The organism is Lipingzhangella halophila (assembly GCF_014203805.1).
Taxonomy (GTDB): domain Bacteria; phylum Actinomycetota; class Actinomycetes; order Streptosporangiales; family Streptosporangiaceae; genus Lipingzhangella; species Lipingzhangella halophila.
In genome coordinates this window covers 4,665,963-4,688,754 of record NZ_JACHJT010000001.1, presented here as the reverse complement: position 1 = coordinate 4,688,754, position 22,792 = coordinate 4,665,963, and the positions used below count along the sequence as shown (strand labels likewise).

General features: G+C 70.1%; 21 protein-coding genes and 1 pseudogene. 19 read left to right on the top strand and 3 right to left on the bottom strand.

Annotated features, from left to right (window positions below; genetic code table 11):
- Positions 1 to 265: 265 nt before the first annotated feature.
- From F4561_RS21430 to F4561_RS21415, 4 genes are all read left to right on the top strand, one after another.
- A complete protein-coding gene (locus tag F4561_RS21430; RefSeq protein ID WP_184581151.1) occupies positions 266 to 1,192 on the top strand; it encodes an ABC transporter substrate-binding protein in 927 nt (308 codons plus the stop codon).
- A gap of 291 nt (positions 1,193 to 1,483) precedes the next feature.
- Positions 1,484 to 2,506 (top strand): FecCD family ABC transporter permease, encoded by a 1,023-nt coding sequence (locus tag F4561_RS21425; RefSeq protein WP_184581150.1) that lies wholly within the window; start codon positions 1,484 to 1,486, stop codon positions 2,504 to 2,506.
- Between the two features lie 55 nt (positions 2,507 to 2,561).
- The gene (ftsY, locus tag F4561_RS21420; protein WP_184581149.1) at positions 2,562 to 3,725 is read left to right on the top strand and encodes a signal recognition particle-docking protein FtsY; all 1,164 of its coding nucleotides are present in this window, start codon (positions 2,562 to 2,564) and stop codon (positions 3,723 to 3,725) included.
- Positions 3,726 to 4,649: 924 nt separating this feature from the next.
- Positions 4,650 to 5,183 carry a DoxX family protein gene (locus F4561_RS21415; protein ID WP_184581148.1) on the top strand — a complete coding sequence of 178 codons (534 nt, stop codon included), beginning with the start codon at positions 4,650 to 4,652 and terminating at the stop codon, positions 5,181 to 5,183.
- Between the two features lie 80 nt (positions 5,184 to 5,263).
- Here F4561_RS21415 and F4561_RS21410 read toward each other — a convergent pair whose 3' ends face one another.
- Positions 5,264 to 6,064, bottom strand: coding sequence for a DUF2705 family protein (locus F4561_RS21410; protein ID WP_246437251.1), 801 nt, complete (start codon positions 6,062 to 6,064; stop codon positions 5,264 to 5,266).
- Positions 6,051 to 6,992, bottom strand: a complete 942-nt coding sequence (locus tag F4561_RS21405; protein ID WP_184581147.1) for an ABC transporter ATP-binding protein — start codon at positions 6,990 to 6,992, stop codon at positions 6,051 to 6,053. The genes F4561_RS21410 and F4561_RS21405 overlap by 14 nt, the downstream gene beginning before the upstream one ends.
- 813 nt (positions 6,993 to 7,805) lie before the next feature.
- On the opposite strand from F4561_RS21405, the gene F4561_RS21400 reads away from it, so the two are divergent.
- The 15 genes from F4561_RS21400 (at position 7,806) to F4561_RS21330 (ending at position 21,966) form a co-directional block, all read left to right on the top strand.
- Complete coding sequence (locus F4561_RS21400) at positions 7,806 to 9,110, top strand: ammonium transporter (RefSeq protein ID WP_184581146.1); 1,305 nt, start codon at positions 7,806 to 7,808, stop codon at positions 9,108 to 9,110.
- A 414-nt stretch (positions 9,111 to 9,524) separates the two neighbouring features.
- A complete protein-coding gene (locus F4561_RS21395; RefSeq protein WP_184581145.1) occupies positions 9,525 to 10,733 on the top strand; it encodes a hypothetical protein in 1,209 nt (402 codons plus the stop codon).
- A 108-nt stretch (positions 10,734 to 10,841) separates the two neighbouring features.
- Positions 10,842 to 12,458 carry a signal recognition particle protein gene (gene ffh / locus F4561_RS21390; protein WP_184581144.1) on the top strand — a complete coding sequence of 539 codons (1,617 nt, stop codon included), beginning with the start codon at positions 10,842 to 10,844 and terminating at the stop codon, positions 12,456 to 12,458.
- A gap of 314 nt (positions 12,459 to 12,772) precedes the next feature.
- Complete coding sequence (gene rpsP, locus F4561_RS21385; RefSeq protein ID WP_184581143.1) at positions 12,773 to 13,249, top strand: 30S ribosomal protein S16; 477 nt, start codon at positions 12,773 to 12,775, stop codon at positions 13,247 to 13,249.
- A 1-nt stretch (position 13,250) separates the two neighbouring features.
- Positions 13,251 to 13,493: an RNA-binding protein gene (locus F4561_RS21380; protein WP_184581142.1), complete on the top strand. Its 243-nt coding sequence runs from the start codon at positions 13,251 to 13,253 to the stop codon at positions 13,491 to 13,493.
- Between the two features lie 138 nt (positions 13,494 to 13,631).
- On the top strand, positions 13,632 to 14,144 hold the full coding sequence (gene rimM, locus F4561_RS21375; RefSeq protein WP_184581141.1) for a ribosome maturation factor RimM: 513 nt from the start codon (positions 13,632 to 13,634) through the stop codon (positions 14,142 to 14,144).
- A 387-nt stretch (positions 14,145 to 14,531) separates the two neighbouring features.
- Positions 14,532 to 15,326 (top strand): tRNA (guanosine(37)-N1)-methyltransferase TrmD, encoded by a 795-nt coding sequence (trmD, locus tag F4561_RS21370; protein WP_184581140.1) that lies wholly within the window; start codon positions 14,532 to 14,534, stop codon positions 15,324 to 15,326.
- A 173-nt stretch (positions 15,327 to 15,499) separates the two neighbouring features.
- Positions 15,500 to 15,853, top strand: a complete 354-nt coding sequence (gene rplS, locus F4561_RS21365; RefSeq protein WP_184581139.1) for a 50S ribosomal protein L19 — start codon at positions 15,500 to 15,502, stop codon at positions 15,851 to 15,853.
- 265 nt (positions 15,854 to 16,118) lie between these two features.
- Positions 16,119 to 16,961 (top strand): signal peptidase I, encoded by an 843-nt coding sequence (lepB, locus tag F4561_RS21360; protein ID WP_184583976.1) that lies wholly within the window; start codon positions 16,119 to 16,121, stop codon positions 16,959 to 16,961.
- A gap of 151 nt (positions 16,962 to 17,112) precedes the next feature.
- Positions 17,113 to 17,445 (top strand): DUF2469 domain-containing protein, encoded by a 333-nt coding sequence (locus F4561_RS21355; protein ID WP_184581138.1) that lies wholly within the window; start codon positions 17,113 to 17,115, stop codon positions 17,443 to 17,445.
- A 121-nt stretch (positions 17,446 to 17,566) separates the two neighbouring features.
- Positions 17,567 to 17,950, top strand: coding sequence for a YraN family protein (locus tag F4561_RS21350; protein ID WP_184581137.1), 384 nt, complete (start codon positions 17,567 to 17,569; stop codon positions 17,948 to 17,950).
- Positions 17,950 to 19,485, top strand: a complete 1,536-nt coding sequence (locus tag F4561_RS21345) for a YifB family Mg chelatase-like AAA ATPase (protein ID WP_184581136.1) — start codon at positions 17,950 to 17,952, stop codon at positions 19,483 to 19,485. Before F4561_RS21350 ends, F4561_RS21345 begins: the two co-directional genes overlap by 1 nt.
- The gene (gene dprA / locus F4561_RS21340) at positions 19,482 to 20,666 is read left to right on the top strand and encodes a DNA-processing protein DprA (protein WP_184581135.1); all 1,185 of its coding nucleotides are present in this window, start codon (positions 19,482 to 19,484) and stop codon (positions 20,664 to 20,666) included. The genes F4561_RS21345 and dprA overlap by 4 nt, the downstream gene beginning before the upstream one ends.
- Complete coding sequence (locus F4561_RS21335; protein ID WP_184581134.1) at positions 20,663 to 21,040, top strand: RidA family protein; 378 nt, start codon at positions 20,663 to 20,665, stop codon at positions 21,038 to 21,040. The genes dprA and F4561_RS21335 overlap by 4 nt, the downstream gene beginning before the upstream one ends.
- On the top strand, positions 21,028 to 21,966 hold the full coding sequence (locus F4561_RS21330) for a tyrosine recombinase XerC (protein ID WP_221446183.1): 939 nt from the start codon (positions 21,028 to 21,030) through the stop codon (positions 21,964 to 21,966). The genes F4561_RS21335 and F4561_RS21330 overlap by 13 nt, the downstream gene beginning before the upstream one ends.
- A gap of 132 nt (positions 21,967 to 22,098) precedes the next feature.
- Here F4561_RS21330 and F4561_RS21325 read toward each other — a convergent pair.
- Positions 22,099 to 22,503, bottom strand: a pseudogene (locus F4561_RS21325) (M23 family metallopeptidase); the annotation flags it as partial.
- Positions 22,504 to 22,792: the final 289 nt, after the last annotated feature.

Below are 22,792 nucleotides of genomic sequence, written 5' to 3'. Positions count from 1 at the left end.
GCCGGCGCCACCGGGCTCACCCGATAACCTGGGGCTATTGCCGCTGCCGGGATTCCCGGCAGCGGCAACGGCACCGTGCGAGCGAAGTCCGGTCGGGGCGCCCGCCCCGGAACCCGGCGCTGTCCCGCAACTGTGATGCCCGCCGCCTCCGGCGGCGGGACGAGCCAGGTCGCCTCCGCGGACGCCGACGATCACTGTTCTCGTGGGAAGGGCAGTCCGTTACCGCGGGCTCCGTGCCTCCCCGTTATGCGCGCTAAGGAGACCCGTGCGAACCGCTCGCCGAACATCGGCAGTACTGCTCGCCACCGCCCTCACACTGTCCGCGTGCGGCACCTCGGAGCCGTCGGAACCCGAGGGCGCCGGAGACGGTGAGTTCCCCGTCACGGTTACCGACGCGCGCGGCGAGGTGACCCTGGACGCGGAACCGAGCCGCATCGTCTCGCTCTCGCCCACCACCACCGAGATGCTGTTCGAGATCGGCGCGGGCGACCAGGTCGTCGCCGCCGACGAACACTCGAACTACCCGGAAGAGGCGCCCGACACCGACCTGTCCGGCTTCAACCCGAGCGTCGAGGCGGTCGTCGAGAACGACCCCGACCTGGTCGTGGTTGCCAGGAACGCCGAGGACGCGGCCGACCAGTTGGAAGCGGTCGACATCCCGGTCCTCGTGCTGTCCTCGGGCGAGACGCTGGAGGACACCTACGCGCAGATGCGGCTCCTGGGCGAGGCCACCGGGCACGCCGACGAGGCCGACGAGGCGGCCGACCGGGTCGAGACCGAGTTCGACGACATCGTGGCGGAAACGCAGGAACAGACAGGTGACGTTGGACTCAGCGTCTACCACGAAGTGGACGACGCCATGCACTCAGCGAGCTCCGCGACGTTCATCGGGCAGGTCTACGAGCGGTTCGGGCTGCGCAACATCGCCGACCAGGCCGAGGACGGCGGAGGCTACCCCCAGCTCTCCTCGGAATTCATCGTCGACGCCGACCCCGACCTGATCTTCCTCAGCTACGACACCGACGGCGCCGTCGAAGGGCTGGCGGAGCGCTCGGCCTTCGACACGGTCACCGCGGTCCGCGAGGACCACGTGGCCATGCTCGACCCCGATGTCTCGTCCCGTTGGGGGCCGCGCGTGGTGGAACTCGCCGAGGACGTCTCCGAGGCCCTCGTGGCCGTGGAGGGGTCCTAGGCAGTGTTTTCTTGGCTCGCTTCGCTCGCGGGTCGGCCGCCTCGAAGCCGGGAACCTTCGGGCACCTCCGGTGTGCCGCCCGGTCGGCTTCGCGATTCGCGGGCGCCCCACCTGCGGGCCCTCCAGAACCCCGGCGGCGCCCGACCCGTGTTTTCTTGGCTCGGTTGGCTCGTGGGTCGGGGGTCTCGAAGTCGGGAACCTTCGGGCGCCTCCGGTGTGCCGCCCGGTCGGCTTCGCGATTCGCGGGCGTCTCACCTGCGGGCCCTCCAGAACCCCGGCGGCGCCCGACCCATGCGTCGACGTTGGGCCTGGCTGGGCGGCGCGCTCGCGGTGCTCGCGGCCGCCATGCTGGCCGGGGTGACCGCCGGGGTCGCCACCATCAGCCCATCGGACATCCTGTCCGACGCGCTGTCCCGGCTGCCGCTCGGCGTGACCTCCCCTCTTGACGAGCGGGAGGCCGCGGTGCTGGTGCAGCTGCGGCTGCCCCGGGTGGTGCTCGGGGCCCTCGTCGGCGGCCTGCTTGCCGCCGCCGGCGCCGCGTACCAGGGGGTGTTCCGCAACCCGCTGTCCGACCCGTACCTGCTGGGGGCGGCGAGCGGGGCCGGGCTCGGCGCGACGATCGTTATGGTGTATGGCAACGCGCTGGTCGCGGACCCGGGATCGCTGATCCCGGCCGCGGCTTTCGCCGGGGCGCTCCTCGGGGTTACCGCCGCGTGGACACTGGGCTCGGCGGCCGGAGGCGGCAGTACCGCCGGATTGGTCCTCGCCGGCGTCGCGGTGTCGTCGTTCCTCTCGGCGATACAGACGTTCATCCAGATGACCCGGATCGAGAACCTGCAGCGCATCTACGCGTGGGTGTTCGGCGGCCTGGCGCGGGGCGGTTGGGGCGACGTCTGGGGGATCGCGCCGTACGCGGTCGTGAGCGTGGCCGTCCTGCTCGGCTGCGGGTTCCTGCTCGACCTTCTGGCACTGGGCGACGAGAAGGCGCGCAGCCTCGGGGTGAACGCAACGGCAGCGCGGCTCACCGTGGTCGCGGCGGCGTCGCTGGCGACCGCCGCGGCGGTCTCGGTGAGCGGCCTGATCGGGTTCGTCGGCATCGTCGTGCCCCACATGGTGCGGCGTCTCGTGGGGACCGGCTACCGGCTGATCCTGCCGATGTCGCTGGTGTCGGGCGCGGCGTTCCTCGTGCTGGTGGATATCGCGGCCCGGACGGTCATCGCGCCGGCGGAGCTTCCGCTGGGAGTGGTGACCGCGTTCCTCGGTGCTCCATTCTTCCTGGTCATCCTGCGCACCACGCGGAACCGCGGAACCTGATCGCGCGGCGCACGTGACATGATCGTGCCCCTTCTTCTGCGAAACTGGTGGCGTTATGGACTACACCATCTTCGCTGTTGCCATCTTCATCGTCGCCATCCTGGTGTTCGGCGGTGTCTTCCTGATCCGGCCGCGGCGGCCCGAAACCAGGCAACCGGGTGCCGGTGAGGAGAGCGCGCCCTCCGCGGGCACGGCGGTCGCCGAGCCCGAGGAGGAGGCGGAACCGGGTGCCGTCGCTGGAACGGCCACCCTTGAGGAGCCGTCGGTCGCGCCGGCCGAGATCGAGACCCCTCCGCCGTCCGCGGGGCGGATGGTACGGCTGCGTGCCCGGCTCGCGCGCTCGCAGAGCACTTTCGGGCAAGGGCTGCTCAACCTGCTCGCCTCGGACAAGCTCGACGAGGACACATGGGAGGAGATCGAGGACACCCTCGTCACCTCTGATGTCGGGGTCACGTCCGCGTCGCAGATCGTGGACAACCTGCGCACCAAGGTCAAGGTGCTGGGGTCCCGCGGCGCCGACGAGGTGCGCGGCCTCCTCCGCGAGGAGCTGCTGACCCAGATCAACCCCGACCTCGACCGCGTGGTGCGCACCGAGCCGCACGGCACCCGGCCCGCTGTCGTCATGGTTGTCGGGGTCAACGGCACCGGTAAGACGACGAGCTGCGGCAAGCTTGCCCGGGTCCTCGTGGGCGACGGCCGCAGTGTGGTCCTGGGCGCGGCCGACACGTTCCGCGCCGCCGCGGCGGACCAGCTCGAAACGTGGGGCAGCCGTGTCGGCGCGCCCGTGGTCCGCAAGGACGAAGGGGCCGACCCTGCCAGCGTCGCGTTCGACACCGTGGCGCGCGCCTCGGACGGTGACGACCGGGCGGACACGGTCATCATCGACACCGCGGGCCGGCTGCACACCAAGACCGGACTCATGGACGAGCTCGGCAAGGTCAAGCGGGTTGTCGAGAAGAAGTCCCAGGTTGACGAGGTGCTGCTGGTCCTCGACGCGACGACCGGGCAGAACGGCCTCAAGCAGGCCCGGGTGTTCGCCGAGGTCGTCAACATCACCGGCATCGTGCTCACCAAGCTCGACGGCACCGCCAAGGGCGGCATCATCATCCAGGTCCAGCGCGAGCTGGGCGTCCCGGTCAAGCTGGTCGGCCTGGGCGAGGGACCCGACGACCTCGCGCCGTTCGACCCCGAAACGTTCGTCGACGCGATCCTGGAGTGAGAGCAGACGACCGCGGGGTCAGCGGTCTTCGGTGCGGTAGGTGTGGGGCGGCCGTCCGACGGGGGCGGCAAAGGTAGCGCGTGGGCCGGGCCGGCGCTGGTCGGTGCGGGTGCCCGGTGGTTGCGCGCGCGACGAGAGCAGCGACGGCCCCGGACGATCTGGCCTCCGGTGATCGCTCCTGGTGCCCGGTGGTGGCGCGCCCAACGAAAGCACCAACGGCGCCAGGTGGCCGGGGGTGGCGGGTTGTCGGGTGGGTGTGCCTCCTGTCAGGGGACAGACCCCGGGGCGGTGCCGCGTGTGAGCACCTGCGCCTGCCCGCTATGTCCGGATTACCGGCAGTCTGGGCGCCGATCTTGAGAATTTCGTTCCTTACCAGCGGGATGAAGCAACGGAATCCTCAAGATCGCCGATGAGCGGGCGCGAACGCGCGGAAACCGGACCCGCACCGCGCTGTTTCGCACCGAACCTGACCGTGGAGACAGTCTCGGCGCCGAGAACGACCTCACAGACAGCCTCGATGCGCCCCGCCGGGCGGAAGCACTGACACACGCCTCCCAGAGACCCGGCCGACCCCCGATGCCCCCGTTGGGCGCGCCACCATCGGGCACCAGGAGCGATTACCGGGGGCTGGCCCACCCGCTACCTTCGCCGCCCCCGCCGCACGCGCCATCACACGCCCACCGCATCGATCACCGCCAGCCCGCTCCACCCGCCGTCCTCGTCGCTGCTTCTCGCCGGGTGCGCAACCGTCGGCCACCGCAGCGTTCAGTACTGTCCTGGCCCTCCAGACGGGTCAAGGCCGAGCGCATATCCGGTAAAACCGCGGGTGGTGCGGCATCGGCCGGGAGGCGCCCGGGTAGCTGTCCGCACGGTTGAGGCGGCCGTGCGGGCCGCCATGGCGTCCAGATGACGGGGAGACGGCATATGGGATGTCTCCGAGCGGGCGATGTGGCTGTACTGGGGGTGCGCACCGCTTTGGGAGCGACGATCTTCTCCCACGGTACGCAGAAGCTGTTCGGCTGGTTCGGCGGCGGCGGGCTGCGCGGTACCGCGGAGGGCTTCGAGCAGATGGGGTACCGGCCGGGCCAGACCATGGCACTCGTGGCGGGGCTGGGTGAGGCGGCAGGCGGCGCCTCCCTGGTGCTGGGGCTCGGCACTCCGGCTGGAGCGGCGGCCGTGGCCGGGACGATGGGGGTCGCTTCCGAAATGCACTCCGCCAACGGGTTCTTCAACGCCAACGGCGGCTACGAGTACCCGGCACTGATCGGTGTGACCGCGATGTCGCTGATCGTCTCGGGCGCGGGCCGGGTCTCACTGGACCACGTGACGGGGCGCGCCCTGGACCGGCCCTGGATGCGCGCGCTGGCCGGCGTATCAGTGATCCCCGCGGTGGGCGCCGTGGTCGCGCGCAAACGCGCGGCGCTCGCCGCCGACCAGGCCAGTGCGGAGAACGGCTGAGGACAGACCGCCGGGGCGGCGGGCGGTGGCCCTCGCGCGAGGGGAGTGGCCACCGCCGCGCCGCGTTTCCCGGCGCCGCCTCAGACCGAGACGTCGCGGCGGGTGAACGTGCCCGCCGCCACGGCCAGCAGTGCCACTGGAACGATGAGCAGGATGGCGGTGAAGCCGGCGTCGAACCCGTTCGCGAGCGGGTCCGGATCGAGCGCGTAGTAGAAGGCGGAGAGGAAGCGCAGCCACTCCAGCTCCTCCACCTGCATGGCGAAAGTGTTGCCGAGATAGCCGATCACCGCGAACAGCGCACCCGCCGCCAACGCGGTCCCGCGCCGGCCGGTGATCGCGCCAACGGCCAGCGCGAGCGAGCCGTAGCACAGCGCGGCCAGCGCGGTCATGCTGGTGGCGGCGAACAGGTACCCGACACCGATGTCGATATCCAGTACCGGTGCGAACACCGCCAGGGTGAGGAACGCCGCCAACCCGAGGGCCGCGACGAACACGACCACACCGGCGAACCGCTGCACCAGCACCTGCACCCGGCTGACCGGGTGGGCGAGGACCAGCTCAAGGCTGCCGTCCTCCTCGTCGCCCGCGATCGCGCGGGTGCCGATGATGATCGCGGCGACAATCATCAGGATCGGCATGAGGAGCGCGAACACGGTTGCGTTCAGGTAGCCCTCAGCCGACGTCATGTCCTGCCAGCCCATAGCTTCCCCGAGGCCGCTCGGCATGGTGTCCATGAACTCCTCCATGGCGCCGGCGGAGTCGGCCATCGATGGCCAGAACGAGCTGTAGAGCAGGGTGACCGCCGCGACGGCGACCATCCAGCCGACGAGCGCGCGGAGGTTGTCGCGCAGGTACTTGCCGAACACGTTACGCAGCAGCATCACGGCCCGCCTTCCCGTCAGTGCCGGCGTCGCCGCCGTTGTAGTGGGTGAAGAACAGTTCTTCGAGGTCCAGTTCCTCGCTGGTCAGCGCGAGGACCGTGTGCTTGGCGGCCAGCTTGATGAGGGAGTCGGGACTGCCGTCGACCCTGCAGTGCAGGGTGTCGCCGTCAACGACGACGTCGCGGACGCGTTCGGCGGCGGTGAACTCCTCCGCGGAGACCGGATCCGCGAAGCGGAGCGTGATCCTGCGCGAGGAGCGTCCCCGCAGCGCGTCCATGTCCTCGGTCGCCACAATCTGGCCGTCGCGGATGACGGCGGCACGGTCGGCCACGTCCTGCACCTCGCTGAGCACGTGCGAGGACATGAAGACGGTCCGGCCGTCATCGCGGACCTCGCGCACCATGGCGAGGAACTCCTGCTGCAGTAGCGGGTCGAGCCCGCTGGTGGGTTCGTCGAGAACCAGCAGTCGGGGCTCGTGCATGAACGCCTGCACCAGGCCGACCTTCTGCTTGTTTCCCTTGGACAGGCCGCGGATGGGCCGCGACACGTCGAGGTTGAGGCGCTCGGCGAGTTCCTCGATGCGTGAGCGGCGCACGCCGCCGCGCAGGTTGCCCAGGTAGGTGAGCAGCTCGCGGGCGGGGCGCCGGCTGGCGATGGCGAGCTCGCCCGGGAGGTACCCGATATCGCGGCGGATGCGGACGCCGTTGGTGCGCGGGTCGTGCCCGAGGACATCCAGCTCGCCGCTGTCGCGGCGGATCAGGTCCAGCAGGATGCGGATGGTCGTGGTCTTGCCTGCCCCGTTCGGGCCGAGGAAGCCGAATACCTCGCCCTGCCGTACGGCCAGGTCCACTCCGGACAGGGCGCTGTGCCGGCCGTAACTCTTGGTCAGGCCGGCGGTGGTGATGACTTGTGGGGTCCTGGTGTTCATGTGTTCTCTCGATTCTGCGCTCGCCACGTCTGTTGGCGGCTCGATCACCCCGCTTGCGGTGCACGGGCGGTGCGGCGGCGGACCGTTTCGGCCGCTCCTGCTGGCAGGACCGGCCCGACCAGGGCAGGAGTGGGCCAGGGAAGCGGGCTCGGTGTCGCGACCGTGCGTGTCGCTGTATCGGGGATCCCAGAACCGGGGGTCCCGCGCGTCGTAGCGCGGTGGCCCGGGGGGCTGCGGGGGCGATCAACCGATGGCTGGCGCGTGGAGCGGCTCCGGCGTCCACAGCGCACCGCTCCCGGGGTTGGCGGAGAGGTGGTGGCGCCGGCGCCCGGCCGCGCGTGCGGGCCAGCCCGATGTGCTCGGTGAGCACGGCGGATTTAGCCACAAGGGCCACTCGGGCTGCCGTGGGGGATCCCGCGGACTCTCCAGTGCTATCAGCATTTTTCGCAAGATTCAGTATCGTCCAAAAACCCTTTCAGGGTCACTGTGCCCCACTCGGAGCGGCGCGAGACACGCCTTAGCGGCTTCTTAACGGCGGGTCCACTCGCATCGGCCCGCACGGGCCCGCCGGTCGGCTGTCCGGGATGCCGGGTTCGTGCTTTGCGCGGGTGCGTGGCGGGTGTCCGGGCTGAGTGTTCACGAGGACGTAACGTGGCGCCGCGTCTCTTCACCGCTGTGCAACACGCGGGGTTCCGCCGAGAAACAAGCAGGGCAGATCGTGGCCGTTGGCAATGCACCGGGCCCGACGACGTGCTCGTTAACCATCCCGATTCGGCTGGCACCAATCCCCCACCCGAAACACGTGGAGGCGAAATGATCGACAGCGGCACCACCGCGTGGTTGCTGATCAGCGCAGCTCTGGTGATGTTGATGACACCGGGCGTGGCCTTCCTGTACGGAGGCATGTCACGGGCCAAGAGCGTGCTGAACATGATGCTGATGAGCTTCGCGAGCATCGCGATCGTCAGCGTGCTCTGGGTACTCATCGGACACTCGCTCGCGTACGGCGGCGGCTCCGGACCCCTCAACCCATTCGTCGGCGGATTCGAGTACGCCGGCCTGACCAGCCTCGTCGGCGAGGTCTCCGACGGCGGGTACCCCGAACTCGTCGACGCCGGCTTCCAGATGATGTTCGCCGTCATCACTGTGGCCCTCATCAGTGGCGCCATCGCCGACCGCGCCAAGTTCGGCGCCTGGGTGCTCTTCGTCCCGCTGTGGTCGCTCGCTGTCTACTTCCCGGTCGCGCACTGGGTCTGGGGTGGTGGCTGGATCTCCGAGTTGGAGATCGGCGGTTCCACGGTCATCGACTTCGCGGGCGGTACCGCGGTGCACATCAACGCGGGTGCGGCGGCGCTCGCCCTGACCTTCGTCCTGGGGCGCCGCAAGGGCTTCGGTGCGGAGTCCATGCGGCCGCACAACCTGCCCTTCGTTCTGCTCGGCGCGGCACTGCTGTGGTTCGGCTGGTTCGGTTTCAACGCGGGATCGGCCTACGCCGCCGATGAGAGCGCCGCCCTGGCGCTGGTGAACACCCAGGTGGCCACGGCCGCCGCTACCGGTGCGTGGATGCTCGTCGAGCGGCTGCGCTACGGCAGCGTTACGGCGCTCGGGTTCGCCTCCGGCGCTGTCGCGGGCCTTGTCGCCATCACCCCGGCCGCCGCCGACGTGACGCCGATGGGCGCCATCGCCGTCGGCATCGTCGCCGGTGCTGTCTGTTCCTACGCGATCAGCTGGAAGCTCAAGTTCAAGTACGACGACGCCCTGGACGTGGTGGGGCTGCACATGGTCGGCGGAATCGTCGGCTCCCTGGTGATCGGGTTCTTCGCGTCGGAGGCCGCGGCGGGCGCCAACGGCCTCTTCTACAACGGCTCGGTGACCCTGCTGCTGGTGCAGGCCATCGCGGTGGTGGGCGTGCTGCTCTACTCGTTCGTCGTGACCTTCGTCATCGGAAAGCTGATCGACCTGGTGGTCGGATTCCGGATCCCGGAGCACGTGGAGACCAACGGTCTCGACAGCGAACTGCACTCCGAGACCGCCTACGCGTTCGACGAACTCGACGAGATGGAGGGGGCCGAGCTCTCCTCGCCGACGCCTCCGGGCGAGGAGGTGGCCTCGCGGTAGGTCCGATCACTATGCGTTCTCAATGCAGCGGACGCTGACCGAACCGCCGTTACCGCGAGGCGGAGCCAGGCCGGTGCGGGACTACCCCGCCGGTCTGGCTTTTTGCTGTGCACGGGCGCTGGAAAGGGAGCCCGTTGTGCGGCGGTTCGCCGGGTCGTGTCCTGTTCCGGCCTCTGGTTGGCTGCTTGGCAGCGCAACGGGGTTGGGTACGCTTGGCGTCGGCGACGGATCCCCACGAATCGGCCCTGGACCCCCGGTTGGGCGACCAGACGGTCCCGACCAACTTCGCAATCCCCCCGTCCCAGAGTGCCGAACCATCCGACGCCGACGGTCATCCGACCCCCTAGTTCCGACCACCGACGAGAAATGCTCGACCAGTACGTGTTCCCCCCACGTCAACGGCCAGGAGGCATCATGGCGCCGGCTAACCCCAGTGACCGCCGATCGAGCGGACCTTTCAGGTTCGCAGCGATCGCGGCCGTACTCGCGATCGGCGTAACGGGCTGCTCGATAGACCCGAGCGACCTGCTTCCTGGTGGCGGGAGCGAGGAGCCCGAGGAGTCGCCGGGCCCCGTTGAGGCGGCCCCCTTGTTCGAGGAGGCGCTCGAAGGGCTGTCCGCGGCCCCTGCGATCACCGCGCAGGGCGAGGTGGGCGCGCCTGACGGCAGCGAGGCCAAGGACGCGTCGTTCACGGTGACCGACTCCGGCGCGACCACCGGCACCGTCCAGGAGGGCGAGAACGAGGCCCAGGTGCGGGAGGCCGACAATAAGCTCTTCATCCAGGCGCCCGACGAGTACTGGCTGGGTCAGGGCACCTTCAATCCCGACAGCGACAAGTACGGCGGCAACTGGGTGCGCGTCACCGGATCGCAGCTCGGCATCGATCCGGCATCCGTACTGACGCCAGCCGACCTTTCCACCGCACTTGAGCAGCTCGCCCCCGATAGTGGTGAGGCGACCCCCGAGAACCTCGACGGCACGTCGGCCTACCGGATCGACCTCAGCGGCGAGGAGAACCGCGTGTGGGTCACCGAGGAGGAGCCGCACCAGTTGCTCCGCATCGAGATCGCGGAGCTGGTCCCGGAGGAGGGCGACAGCGGCCCGCGCGTGCAGCTGAACCTCTCCGAGGCCGAGACGGCCGACGTCGAGAAGGTCTACGACGACCTTCTCACCTGGGCCGAGGATGACGTTAGCGGTTCACGCGACTCCCGCCTTGAGGTCGCCTGGGACGGCCAACTCGACATGGAGTGCGCCACCGGTGGCGAGTGCACGGTCACGGGTACGGTCGCCGACCAGTCCACGGGCGACGCGTCGGGCAAGGTCCAGGTCCGGATGGACGCCACGTTCACCAACGACGAACTGGGCGACAAGGAGTGCGACGACACCACGTCGCTGGAGGCGGGCTCGAAAGCGGACCTTTCGTGCAGCGTCGACTACAACCTCGCCCCCAGCTCGACTCCGCGGGAGTACGAGGTGGGCGGCGAAGGCGTGCTCTCCACCCGCGGGCTCAGCGGCAAGGCCGGCGACAAGCTGGCCGAGACGATCGAGTCGCAGCGCGACTCCACCCTCGAAGGCGGCGAAGAGGAGCCGAGCGAGGAGGAAAGCGAGGATGAGTCGGAATGACGCGGCGGCCGGCGCGGAGTTCCGCAAGGGGGCCGTCGGAGGCGCACAACCGGCGCTCCGGCAGGTAGCCTAGGAACGCAATCCCGAGACGAAGGACTGGCCACACTGGTGTTCGAGACTCTTTCAGACCGGCTGACATCGGTCTTCACCTCGCTGCGCGGCAAGGGGCGGTTGTCCGAGGAGGACATCAATTCGACCGCGCGCGAGATTCGTCTCGCGCTGCTCGAAGCCGACGTTGCGCTCCCCGTCGTCCGCGACTTCATCGCTCGGGTCAAGGAGCGTGCCCGGGGTGACGAGGTCGCCAACACGCGGAACCCGGCGCAGCAGGTCATCAACATCATCAACGAGGAGCTCGTCCAGATCCTCGGTGGCGAGACCCGCGAGATCCGGTTCGCCACGAAGACGCCGCCCACGGTCATCATGCTCGCCGGGTTGCAGGGGACCGGTAAGACCACGCTCGCCGGGAAGCTCGGCAAGTGGCTGGCCGGCGAGCGCAACACTCCTGTGCTGGTCGCGGCCGACCTCCAGCGGCCCAACGCGGTGACCCAGCTGCAGGTCGTGGGTGAGCGGGCGAACGTGCCGGTCTTCGCGCCGCAGCCGGGCAACGGTGTCGGCGACCCGGTCGAGGTAGCGCGCGAGTCCATCGAACATGCGCGGCACAACAACCACAACGTCGTCATCATCGACACCGCCGGCCGTCTCGGCGTCGACAGCGAGATGATGCAGCAGGCCGCCGACATCCGCGACGCCGTGGAACCCGACGAGATCCTGTTCGTCGTCGACGCGATGGTCGGTCAGGACGCCGTGAACACGGCCCAGGCGTTCCTCGACGGGGTCGGCTACGACGCGGTCGCGCTCACCAAGCTCGACGGCGACGCCCGGGGCGGCGCCGCGCTCTCCATCCGGCACATTACCGGCCGGCCGATCATGTTCGCCTCGACCGGCGAGAAGCTGGAGGACTTCGACCTCTTCCACCCGGACCGGATGGCGTCGCGCATCCTCGACATGGGGGACATGCAGACCCTCATGGACAAGGCGCAGAAGACGTTCGAGGGGTCCGAGGTCGAGCAGATGGCCAGCACGCTGGCCTCCGAGGACGACTTCACACTCGACGACTTCCTGCAGCAGATGTCGATGGTCCGCAGGCTCGGGCCCATCTCCAATCTGCTGAGCATGATGCCCGGCATGGGCCAGATGAAGGACCAGATCGGCGAGGTTGACGACAAGGACCTCGACCGGATCACGGCCGTCATCCAGTCGATGACGCCGAGCGAGCGCGCCAACCCGAAAATCATCAACGGGTCGCGCCGGCTGCGGATCGCCAACGGTTCGGGCACGCAGGTCAGCGACGTCAACGGGCTCGTTACGCGGTTCTTCGAGGCGCAGAAGATGATGCGCCAGATGAAGAACGGCGGGATGCCCGGTATGCCGGGTATGCCGGGCACGCCCGGTCAGGGCGGCGGAAAGAAGAAGGCCAAGCCCCAGGGCAAGAAGGCCAAGAAGGCCAAGCAGCGCAGCGGCAACCCGTTGAAGGCCAAGCAACAGGAGGCCGAGAAGGCGGCCGAACGCCAGCGCCGCCGCGAGCAGGGCGGCGAGCAAGGTGGCGAGCAGACGCAGCAGTTGCCGCCGGGGCTTGGCGGCGGAAGCGGCGGGCCGCAGCTCCCGCCGGGCCTGGGCGGAAACGCGATGCCCGACCTCTCCGACTTCAAGCTGGACGAGAAGTGAGGCACAGGCGGACAGGCGCGGTGTGACGCAGCGCTCGCAGATTCTTCGCGGAACTTCGACGCGCAACGTGTCCGCCGACGGGCGCCGGTACCAGGGGCCGCCCGGCGAAGCGTCCCGGGTTCCGGGACTCGCCGGCATCCACGATGACGCGCATTCCAGGTCGGGGAGTCTGGCACAATTAGGTAGTGACTAACGGTGCGCTGGGCCGGCCCTCTACTTGCCCGCGTGCCCACGTCCCTGCTGCGGTGACGCTCCGCATCCCCACGCGGCGCGGAACCGGGCATTCACACCGTAACCGGGAGAAGACCACACCAGTGGCTGTCAAGATCAAGCTCAAGCGTATGGGAAAGATCCGTACGCCGCAGTACCGTATCGTCGTCGCCGATGCCCAGAAGAAGCGCGATGGCAAGGTCATCGAGGAAATCGGCAAGTACCACCCGAAGGAAGAGCCGAGCTTCATCGAGGTGAACTCGGAACGGGCGCAGTACTGGCTGTCCGTGGGGGCGCAGCCCACCGATCCCGTGAAGGCCCTGCTGCGGAAGAGCGGCGATTGGCAGAAGTTCAAGGGCCTGCCGGCTCCGAAGCCGCTCAAGGTGGCCGAGCCCCGGGACAAGGACGCCGAGGAGGCCGCGTTCCAGGCCGTCCTCAAGGAGCTTGTCCTGCCCGGCCAGGAGGAGAGCGGCAAGGGCCGCTCCGGCAAGAAGTCCGACAAGGCCGATCGGGCCGAGAAGGCCGAGAAGGCCAGCGAGGAACCCGCCGAGGCTGGGGAGAAGTCCGAGGGCGAGGCCTAACGTGCTGGAAGAGGCACTCGAACACCTGGTCAAGGGCATCGTCGAGAACACCGACGATGTCCAGGTGAAAGCCCGTCGGCTTCGGAAGGGCAAAGTGCTCGAAGTTCGGGTCCACCCCGATGACCTCGGGAAGGTGATCGGTCGCAACGGCCGGACCGCCAAGTCACTGCGGACCGTCGTCGGTGCGCTGGCGGGCGGCCGTTACGTCCGGGTCGACCTGCTGGACCTGCACGAAGTGCGCTGAACCAGGATTCGGGGGCGCCGGTCGTGCGGCCGGCGCCCTTCACGTGTCTCATGGCCCCGTGCCCCGGACAGTTGGCCCGCTCGACGGTCGGGGGCGCGGTACCGTTGGGGGTAGGGCCAGCGATCGTTGAGGAGTGCGATGCGTCTCGTTATCGGTCGGATTGGCCGGGCGCGCGGTATCCGCGGTGAGGTCTTCGTGGACGAGCGGACCGACGACCCGGGCGCGCGCTTCGTCCCGGGGGCGCAACTGCTCACCGACCCCGAAAGCGCGGGACCGCTCACGGTCGCGGCGACGCGCCGGCACTCCGGGCGGCTGCTCGTGCGGTTCGCCTCGGTCACCGATCGGACGCGCGCCGAGGATCTGCGCGGGGTGACCCTGCTCGTCGACACCGCCGAGCTGGCTCCGCTGGACGACCCCGACGAGTTCCACGACCACGAGCTTGTCGGCCTGAGCGTCGTCACGGGCGAGGGCCGCGAGGTCGGGGTGGTCGACACCGTGCTGCACAACGCTCAGGACGTGCTGGTCGTCAAGGAGTCATCCGGGCAGGAGGTGCTGGTCCCGTTCGTGCGCGAGCTCGTTCCCGACGTCGACACCGAGGCCGGCCGCCTGGTCATAGACCCTCCGCCCGGCCTGCTCGACCTGCGGAGCTGACCCCGCGCGGCGGGATGGGGTCGGGTGCCGCCGGGGTTCTGGAGGGTCCGGAGGTGGGGCGGCCGTGTGGGCGAGGAACGACCTCGTTGCTGGCACACCGGAGGTGCCCGAAGGTTCCCGGCTTCGAGGCGCCCGACTTGGCGAGCGCCAGCGAGCCCAAAAGACAGGCCGGGTTCCGCCGGGGTTCTGGAGGGTCCGGAGGTGGGGCGTCCGCGAGTGGCGGAGCCGACCGGGGCGCCACACCGGAGGTGCCCGAAGGTTCCCGGCTTTGGGGCGCCCGACTTGGCGAGTGGCAGCGAGCCCCAAAAGATACTGCCTAGATCATCACGCAACCCGCCCGGTCGCAGGACAGCGGCCGGGCACCGGTCGGGAGAGCGATAGGGCGCCATGCGCATCGACATCATCACCATCTTCGCCGACTACTTCGCGCCCTTGGATCTGTCGCTGATCGGTAGGGCGAGGGAGTCGGGCCTCCTCGACATCCGGGTGCATGACCTCCGCACTTGGACACACGACCGCCATCGGACGGTCGATGACACGCCCTACGGGGGTGGGCCGGGTATGGTCATGAAGCCCGAGCCGTGGGGCGAGGCGCTCGACGAGGTCACGGGCCAGGAGGGCACCGATGTGGCCGTGCCGCGGCTGGTCCTGCCGACACCCAGCGGCGTCCCCTTCACCCAGCCGCACGCCGAACGGCTCTCCGGTGAGCCGTGGCTGGTGTTCGCGTGCGGGCGCTATGAGGGGATCGACTCCCGTTTCGTCGCCGATGCCCGCGAGCGGATGCCGGTGGAGGAGCTCAGCATTGGCGACTACGTCTTGGCGGGCGGGGAGTCCGCGACCTTGGTCATGGTGGAGGCGGTCGCCCGGCTGGTGCCCGGTGTGCTGGGCAACGCCGACTCCGCTGTCCAGGACTCCTTCGCGCCTGGTGCCATGGAGAACCTGTTGGAAGGCGCGGTCTACACCAAGCCGCCCGTGTGGCGGGGCCGGGAGGTGCCGCCGATCCTGCTGTCGGGAAACCACGGTGCCGTCGACCGCTGGCGCCGAGATGAGGCCCTTCGCACCACCGCGCGCAACCGCCCGGAGCTGCTCGACGAGATCCCCGAACATGAGCTCGACCGGCGCGACCAGGAGGTCCTTGACGAGGTCCGGTTACAGGTCGGCTCCGAATCTGTGGCAGACTAGATGAGTTGCCCCTGTCGCCGAGTTCTGCCGGCATGCTGTCGGCACTGGCTCTGATCGCCGCGGCAGACCCGCCAGGGGCATGCGACTTCGACCCCAGCAGCAGATCCGCCCGCGCGAACCGCAGTGTCCGTCGGTCCGTATCCGCGGCGCGCAACCGATGAGGAACGCTTGAGATGCACACCGCAATTCAGGAGCTTGAGAAGGCCCAGCTGCGCTCCGACATCCCCGATTTCCGCCCGGGCGACACGCTGAACGTGCACGTGCGCGTGACCGAGGGGACCCGTTCGCGGATCCAGGTCGTCAAGGGTGTGGTCATTCGGCGGCAGGGCTCCGGCAACCGGGAGACCTTCACTGTCCGCTCGATTCGGCACAGCGTTGGGGTGGAGCGCACGTTCCCGGTGCACAGCCCGGTGTTCGAGAAGATCGAGGTTGTCAGCCGCGGCCGCGTGCGCCGCGCCAAGCTCTACTACCTGCGCAACCTGCGCGGCAAGGCCGCGCGCATTCCGGAGCGCCGGCCCAAGCGCTGAAGCTTCTCCGGTCTGGTCGTTTCCGAGGTGGTGTTTCGCCGGGCGTCCGGCGTCGCCCTCGGATAGGCTCTGTAGGCAATGACGGATGGAATCCTCGTACGGCCGGGGGCCACGCGAACGGAGCTGACCCCGTACCGAGTGGCCTTACCGCAGATCACTGGCTCCCTCTCGCCTCGGCGTGGGGGAGCTATCGGTGTGTTGGGCCCGCTTTGCGCGGGGTGGCGGGGGACCAGTGAGCACGACCGGGGAAAGCGCGGACGAGACGATGAGCGCAAATAAGCAGGGGAAGGGCGAGAAGCAGGGTTCCTTCTGGAAGGAACTGCCCATTCTGATCGTGATCGCGCTGGTCTTGGCCTTCATCATCAAGACCTGGGTCGTTCAGGCGTTCTACATCCCGTCCAAGTCGATGGAGGACACCTTGCTCGTCGGCGATCGGGTGCTCGTCAATAAGCTCGTCTACCAGATCCGCGATATCGAGCGCGGCGACATCGTGGTGTTCAACGGCTCGGGCTCCTGGGACGAGGAGAACTCCGTCGAGGTCGAGGAGCCGGCGAACCCGATCGCCCACGGTTTCACCTGGGTGGGCCAGCAGATCGGGGCGAAACCTACCGGCAAGGACTACATCAAGCGGGTTATCGGGGTGCCCGGGGACACCGTGGAGTGCTGCGACTCGGAGAACCGTGTGCTGGTGAACGACGAGCCGCTGGACGAGACCTATCTCTACCCGGGTAGCCAGAGTACGCACACCGAGTTCGGTCCGATCGAGGTTCCCGAGGGCCGGCTGTGGCTCATGGGCGACCATCGGGAGAGATCTTACGATTCCCGGCTGCACCAGGACGACCCGGGCGGGGGCAGCGTCTCCGAGGAGAGTGTGGAGGGGCGTGCGTTCGTTCTCATCTGGCCGGTGGACCGGTTCGAAACCTTCTCCACCCCCGATACGTTCTCGGAGCTGGAGGAGCGCACGGAGTCGGCGTCCACGGCCGCGGCGGCGCTTCCGCTCGCGCTTGGAACCGTGGCCGCTGTCCCGGTCCACCGCACCGGACGTGGCCTCGGAAAACGCCTTCTCAGCCGGTTCCGTTCGCAGCGCGTGGCCGGATCCGGCCGCTGAACGATCTTTGTTGACACAGTGGCGCATTATGGAATCGGAGCGGGATGCTCCTCGTGTGGGAACGAGTGGCCAGATCCAGCGGTGGGAGGACCGAAGGGGTGAGGAGGGCCGGACCACCGAACCAGGAGTGCACGACGAAAGCGAGCACGGGATGAGTTCTGAGGACCTGGAGAGGTACGAGGCCGACATGGAGCTGCAGCTCTATCGCGAGTATCGCGATGTTGTCGGTCTGTTCAGCTACGTGGTGGAGACCGAACGCCGTTTCTACCTCACCAACCACGTGGATCTTCAGCCGCGAACCACAGACAACGGCGAGATGTACTTCGAGGTCACCATGGAGGACGCCTGGGTCTGGGACATGTACCGGCCGGCCAGGTTTGTCAGGAACGTGCGCGTGGTGACGTTCAAGGACGTCAACGTCGAGGAGATCACCAAGGCTGATCTTGAGGTCCCCTCCACCGGGAATCCGGGCGACGAGGGCTGATTCGCCCAATGGGAGCGCGGGGTGCGGAGCGGCGCCCCGCGCTTTCGCTGTCCACAGGTCCTGAATCGGCATAGCGCCGCCCCTGCGGTCTTCCGCACCTTGGGTGTGGAGGTGATCGCTCATGGTAACCAGCGTCCCGGGGTGGGCCGGCAGCCGGAACGCGCTCGGGCGGCACGGCGAGGATCTGGCCGCGGCCTACCTGGAGCGGCGCGCGGGCATGTGTGTCCTGGCGCGCAACTGGCGGTGCGCGGCCGGTGAGCTCGACATCGTCGCCCGGGCCGGGGGAACGCTCGTCGTCGCCGAGGTGAAGACTCGCGCGAGCCTGCGGTTCGGCTCGCCTTTCGAGGCCGTGACCCCGCGGAAACGTCAGCGACTGCGCAGGCTCGCGCGGCTCTGGGCGCGCGAGAACGGCGTGGGCGGCGCGCGTCCGCGGGTCGACGCCGTCGCCGTGCTGGCTCCACCGCACGGCCCCTGCCTCGTCAAGCACCAGCGCGGGGTGGCCTGATGAGTCTCGCGCGCACCAGGTCCGTCGCGCTGCTCGGCGTCGACGGCCACGTTGTCGAGGTCGAGGCGCACCTGGGGGGCGGGCCCGCGGGAGTGACCCTGGTCGGTCTGCCCGACGCCGCCCTGCGCGAGGCGCGCGACCGCATTCGCGCGGCCGTGGTGAACAGCGGCGAAGCCTGGCCCGACGACCACATCACGATCAGCCTCTCGCCCGCCAGCCTGCCCAAGAGCGGAAGCGGCTTCGACCTCGCCATCGCCGCGGCGGTCGTGGGCGCCAGCGGTGCCGTCCCGGTCGAGAGCCTGCACGATGCCGTGTTTCTGGCCGAGGTCGCCCTCGACGGCCGTATCCGGCCCGTGCCCGGTGTGCTGCCCGCGGTCCTCGCGGCGGCGCGCGCCGGGCACACCACGTTCGTGGTCGCGCGCCGGAACGCCGCCGAGGCCGAGCTTGTCCCCGACGTCGAGGTCGTGGCGGTGGGCTCCCTCGGGGAGCTGTTCGCGCGGATGCGCGGCGAGCCCGTTGACGACCCGCCCGCCGCCGACGACCCCGCCGAGCCGCCCGAGTCCGCGGTGACCGGTTCCGCGCCGCCCCCCGATCTCGCCGACGTCCTGGGCCAGCCGGTCGCCCGGCGGGCTGTGGAGATCGCCGCCGCCGGAGGGCACAACCTGCTGCTGCTCGGCCCGCCCGGTACCGGCAAGAGCCTGCTGGCCGAACGCCTCCCGACCATCCTGCCCGGCCTAAGCATGGCGGAGTCCCTAGAGGTCACCGCGGTGCACTCGGTCGCGGGCGCGCTGCCCAAGGGCGCGCCACTCATCACCGAGCCGCCGTTCTGCGCGCCGCACCACACCGCCACTCGCGCGGCGATCGTCGGCGGGGGCAGCACCCGGCTCCGGCCCGGTTGTGTCTCGCTGGCGCACCGGGGTGCCCTGTTCGTCGACGAAGCCCCCGAATTCGGCCGCGGTGTGCTGGAGTCCCTGCGCCAGCCACTCGAAACCGGCACGGTGGTCGTGTCCCGATCCGCCGCGACGGTGCGCTTTCCGGCGCGGTTCCTGCTCGTGCTGGCCGCGAACCCGTGCCCGTGCGGCAAGTCGGGCAACGCCTGCACCTGCTCGTCGCCGCAGCGCCGCCGTTACCTTGGCCGGCTCTCGGGGCCGTTGCTCGACCGGGTGGACCTCAAGGTCGAGCTGCAGCCGGTGGCCCGGTCCGAGCTGCTGGCCGACCGCGCGTTCGCCGAGTCGTCCGCCACCGTCGCCGCGCGGGTCTCGGCCGCCCGCGAACGCTGTGCCCGGCGGCTGGCCGGCACACCCTGGTCGACCAACGCCGAGATCCCCGGCGCGGAGCTGCGCCGCAGGTTCCCGGTCCCGGGGGACGCGCTGCGGATCCTGGCCTCGGCCATGGAACGCGGAGAGATCAGCGCCCGCGGGGTCGACCGCGCGCTCCGGGTGGCGTGGAGCCTGGCCGATCTCGCGGGACGCCCCGAACCCGGTGGTGCGGACACCGCCTATGCCTTCGCACTGTGGTCGGGGCGGGCGCAGTGACCAGCCCCGCGGCCGATTCCGGCGAGCCGTCCCACGAGGCAGTGGCGCGCGCCTGCCTTACTGCGGTCGTGCCCCCGGCCGACCCGCTCCTGGGAGCCCTGCTCGCCGAGCGCGGTGCTGCCGCCGTTTGGCGTGCGTTGCTGGCCGGCGAATCCCTGCGGTCCGGGACCGGCGACGCGCCCGACCCCGCCCGGGTCGAGCGCTGGCGGTCCCGCGCCGCCGCTCTGGACGCTGAGACGCTGCTCACCAGCGCCGCCGATCTGGGGGTGCGGCTCGTCACTCCGGGTGATCCCGAATGGCCGGTCCAGCTCGACCAGCTCGCCGAGAACCGCCCCTACGCACTGTGGGTCCGCGGGACCCACGACCTCCGCAACGCCTGCCTGCGTTCGGTGGCCATGGTTGGCTCCCGAGCGGCCACCGGCTACGGCCTGCATGTCGCCGGCGAGCTCGCGTGCGCGCTCGCCGAGCGCTCCTGGTGCGCGGTGTCCGGCGGCGCCTACGGCATCGACGCTGCGTCGCACCGCGGGGCGCTGGCCGGTGGCGCGCCGACCGTTGCGGTCCTGGCCTGCGGGCTCGACATGAACTATCCGCGCGGCCACGAAAACCTGTTCGGCGACGTCTGTGCCCGGGGCACGCTCGTCAGCGAGCATCCGTTGGGCACCCGGCCCACCCGGCACGGCTTCCTGGTCCGGAACCGGCTCATCGCCGCGCTCACCCCGGGCACCATCGTGGTCGAGGCCGGGCGGCGGAGCGGTGCGCTGAACACCGCCAAACACACCCTTGAGCTGTGTCGCGCGCTCATGGCGGTGCCCGGGCCGATCACCTCGGCCCTGTCGGCCGGCTGCCACCAACTGCTGCGCGACCACCGGGCCGTCTGCGTCACCGGAGCCGATGACGTCGCCGAGCTGGTGGGCCACATTGGAGCCGATCTCCGCTCGGACGGGACAGCGGGCCCACCCCCCACCCAGCTCGACGACGAGGCGCGGCGCGTCCTGGCTGGCGTACCGCGGGGTTCAGGGGCGGGAGCGGCCACCATCGCGCTCGCCGCCGAGACCGGTATCGACTCCGCGCTGCGCTGCCTCGGCCTGCTCGCGGCCGCCGGCTTCGTCGAGCGAGGGCCGGCGGGCTGGCGTCGTAGCGACGCGTCACGTGCGCAGGCCACGGGTAGGGTACCGCTATGACGAAGACCTACAGCGATGCGGTCCTGGTCGAGGGGCCGCTGATTTTCGTCTCCGGACAGACTCCCGACACCTTCAACCACAGTGCCGCCGCGGGCGACGCCGCCGAACAGGTCCGCCAGGTGTTCCGCAACGTCGAGGGAGCCCTCGCCGAGCACGGAGCCGACCTTCGGCACCTCGTCAAGCTCACCTACTACCTGCGCCACGCCACCGACCTTGAAGCCATTGACGAGGTCGCGCAGGAGTTCCTGGTGCACGAGCCGCGCCCGGTCGCCACCGTGGTCGAGGTCTCCGGCTTCGTGGACGCCCGCCACCTCGTCCAGCTCGACGCCGTGGCCCGACTGCCCCGGGGCGACCGCTCCATCTGGGTCTCGTGAGCGCCGCACCGGAGCACGACCCGTCCGCTGGACACGCGGGCGCGCTCGTCGAGTTCCGCCGCCATCTGGAGTCCGAGCTGGGGCGCTCTCCGCACACGGTCCGGGCCTATCTCGGCGACATCCGATCGCTGCTGGCCTACCTCGACGACACCGGGGTGGGGATGGACGCGATCGATGTCGACGTGCTGCGCGGCTGGCTGGCACACCTGCACGAGGCGGGGGCGAGCCGCTCCACCATGGCCCGGCGCGTCGCCGCGGCTCGGATCTTCACCGCGTTCCTGAACCGCACCGGGCGGCTTACCAGCGACCCGGGGCCGCTGGTGGCCAATCCGAAGCGGCACCGCTCCCTTCCGCTGGTGCTCGACGAGGAACAGACGTCGAGCGCTCTTGAGGACAGCGCCACCGGAGTGGCCTCACCCGCGGCGCTGCGCCGCACGGCGGTGGCCGAGATCCTGTACGCGGCGGGGCTCCGGGTAGCCGAGCTCTGCGGGCTCGATCTCGACGACGTCGATCGGGAGCGCCGTACCCTGCATGTCCGGGGCAAGGGCGGGAAGGAGCGGGTGGTGCCTATCGGTACCCCGGCGCTGGCGGCTCTCGACCGCTGGCTGGGCGAGGGACGACCGCACTGGGTCACCCCGGCCAGTGGGCCCGCGTTGTTCCTTGGCGCTCGCGGCGGGCGGTTGGGTACGCGATCGGCGCGCCGGGACGTCTACGAGGTCGTGGGGCGGGGCCCGGGCGGAACTGGTGGCGGCGCGCCCCATGACCTCCGCCACAGTGCCGCCACCCACCTGCTCAACGGCGGGGCCGACCTCCGCAGCGTGCAGGAGTTCCTGGGGCACTCGTCGCTCCGGAGCACGCAGATCTACACGCATGTCTCGATCGACCGCCTCACCGAGACCTACAACCGCGCGCACCCCCGGGCCTGACCCCGCCGGCGCGGCGCCGGCCGCGCCGGCGACGGGGAGCAGCCGGATCTCGCCGCGGCCGAGCAACGACAGCGGGTCGAGGTAGGTGCGGCCCTGCCGCAGGCCCCAGTGCAGGCAGGAGCGCGCGCCGCAGTGCCGCGGCGCGCCGGCCACGGTGCCGATCTCGTCGCCGGCGGCGAGTCGCGCGCCGCGTTCGACCCCGGCCCGGACCGGGACATAGGTGGTGCGCAGCGCACCGTGCCGGATGCTCACGGCGGAGGTCCCGGCGACACGGCCGGCGAACGCCACGCGTCCCGCTCCGGCGGCGCGGACCGGATCGCCGGGTTCGGCCGCGAGGTCGACTCCGCGGTGGCCGGGCAGCCACCGCTGCTCCGGGGGAGCGAATTCCCGGATGACCTGCGGTTCACCGGCGAGTGGCCAGCGCCACGAGCGTTCGTCGGCCAGGGCGGGGGCACTGACCGCGAACGGCGCTACGAGTGGGACGAGCAGGACGACCAGAAGGCGCGGTCCGCGCCGCCGAAGAGGACCCGTTTCCATGGCATCGAGCCTGGGCTCGCGGGCCTGCCGGCGCCCACCCGGATCGTGCGCCTGTGGACAGTCCGGCCCGGTGGGGCGAACGCGGCGGACCAGTGTGGGGCGGCGCGCTGCCGTCCAACGATCCGGCCGATGTGCTTGACACACAACTGGGATACCGAATAAGGGCGCGCCGAGACCGTTATGCCGGTTAGAATCTGCTGTGGCTCACGATGAGCCAACCAACTACGCACGTCCTCGTACTTCTCCTCGGAAGGGCCGCTCCTACGGTCCGCACCGTTCGCGGTGCGGC

Bases quoted from the DNA above. Each gene is read 5' to 3' on its own strand.
- F4561_RS21335 (WP_184581134.1), top strand. From the start codon at position 20,663: ATGACGAAGACCTACAGCGATGCGGTCCTGGTCGAGGGGCCGCTGATT.
- F4561_RS21400 (WP_184581146.1), top strand. From the start codon at position 7,806: ATGATCGACAGCGGCACCACCGCGTGGTTGCTGATCAGCGCAGCTCTG.
- F4561_RS21350 (WP_184581137.1), top strand. From the start codon at position 17,567: ATGGTAACCAGCGTCCCGGGGTGGGCCGGCAGCCGGAACGCGCTCGGG.
- F4561_RS21425 (WP_184581150.1), top strand. From the start codon at position 1,484: ATGCGTCGACGTTGGGCCTGGCTGGGCGGCGCGCTCGCGGTGCTCGCG.
- F4561_RS21415 (WP_184581148.1), top strand. From the start codon at position 4,650: ATGGGATGTCTCCGAGCGGGCGATGTGGCTGTACTGGGGGTGCGCACC.
- F4561_RS21405 (WP_184581147.1), bottom strand. From the start codon at position 6,992: ATGAACACCAGGACCCCACAAGTCATCACCACCGCCGGCCTGACCAAG.
- rplS (WP_184581139.1), top strand. From the start codon at position 15,500: ATGCACACCGCAATTCAGGAGCTTGAGAAGGCCCAGCTGCGCTCCGAC.
- lepB (WP_184583976.1), top strand. From the start codon at position 16,119: ATGAGCGCAAATAAGCAGGGGAAGGGCGAGAAGCAGGGTTCCTTCTGG.
- rimM (WP_184581141.1), top strand. From the start codon at position 13,632: ATGCGTCTCGTTATCGGTCGGATTGGCCGGGCGCGCGGTATCCGCGGT.
- F4561_RS21410 (WP_246437251.1), bottom strand. From the start codon at position 6,064: ATGCTGCTGCGTAACGTGTTCGGCAAGTACCTGCGCGACAACCTCCGC.
- F4561_RS21345 (WP_184581136.1), top strand. From the start codon at position 17,950: ATGAGTCTCGCGCGCACCAGGTCCGTCGCGCTGCTCGGCGTCGACGGC.
- ftsY (WP_184581149.1), top strand. From the start codon at position 2,562: ATGGACTACACCATCTTCGCTGTTGCCATCTTCATCGTCGCCATCCTG.
- F4561_RS21355 (WP_184581138.1), top strand. From the start codon at position 17,113: ATGAGTTCTGAGGACCTGGAGAGGTACGAGGCCGACATGGAGCTGCAG.
- trmD (WP_184581140.1), top strand. From the start codon at position 14,532: ATGCGCATCGACATCATCACCATCTTCGCCGACTACTTCGCGCCCTTG.
- F4561_RS21395 (WP_184581145.1), top strand. From the start codon at position 9,525: ATGGCGCCGGCTAACCCCAGTGACCGCCGATCGAGCGGACCTTTCAGG.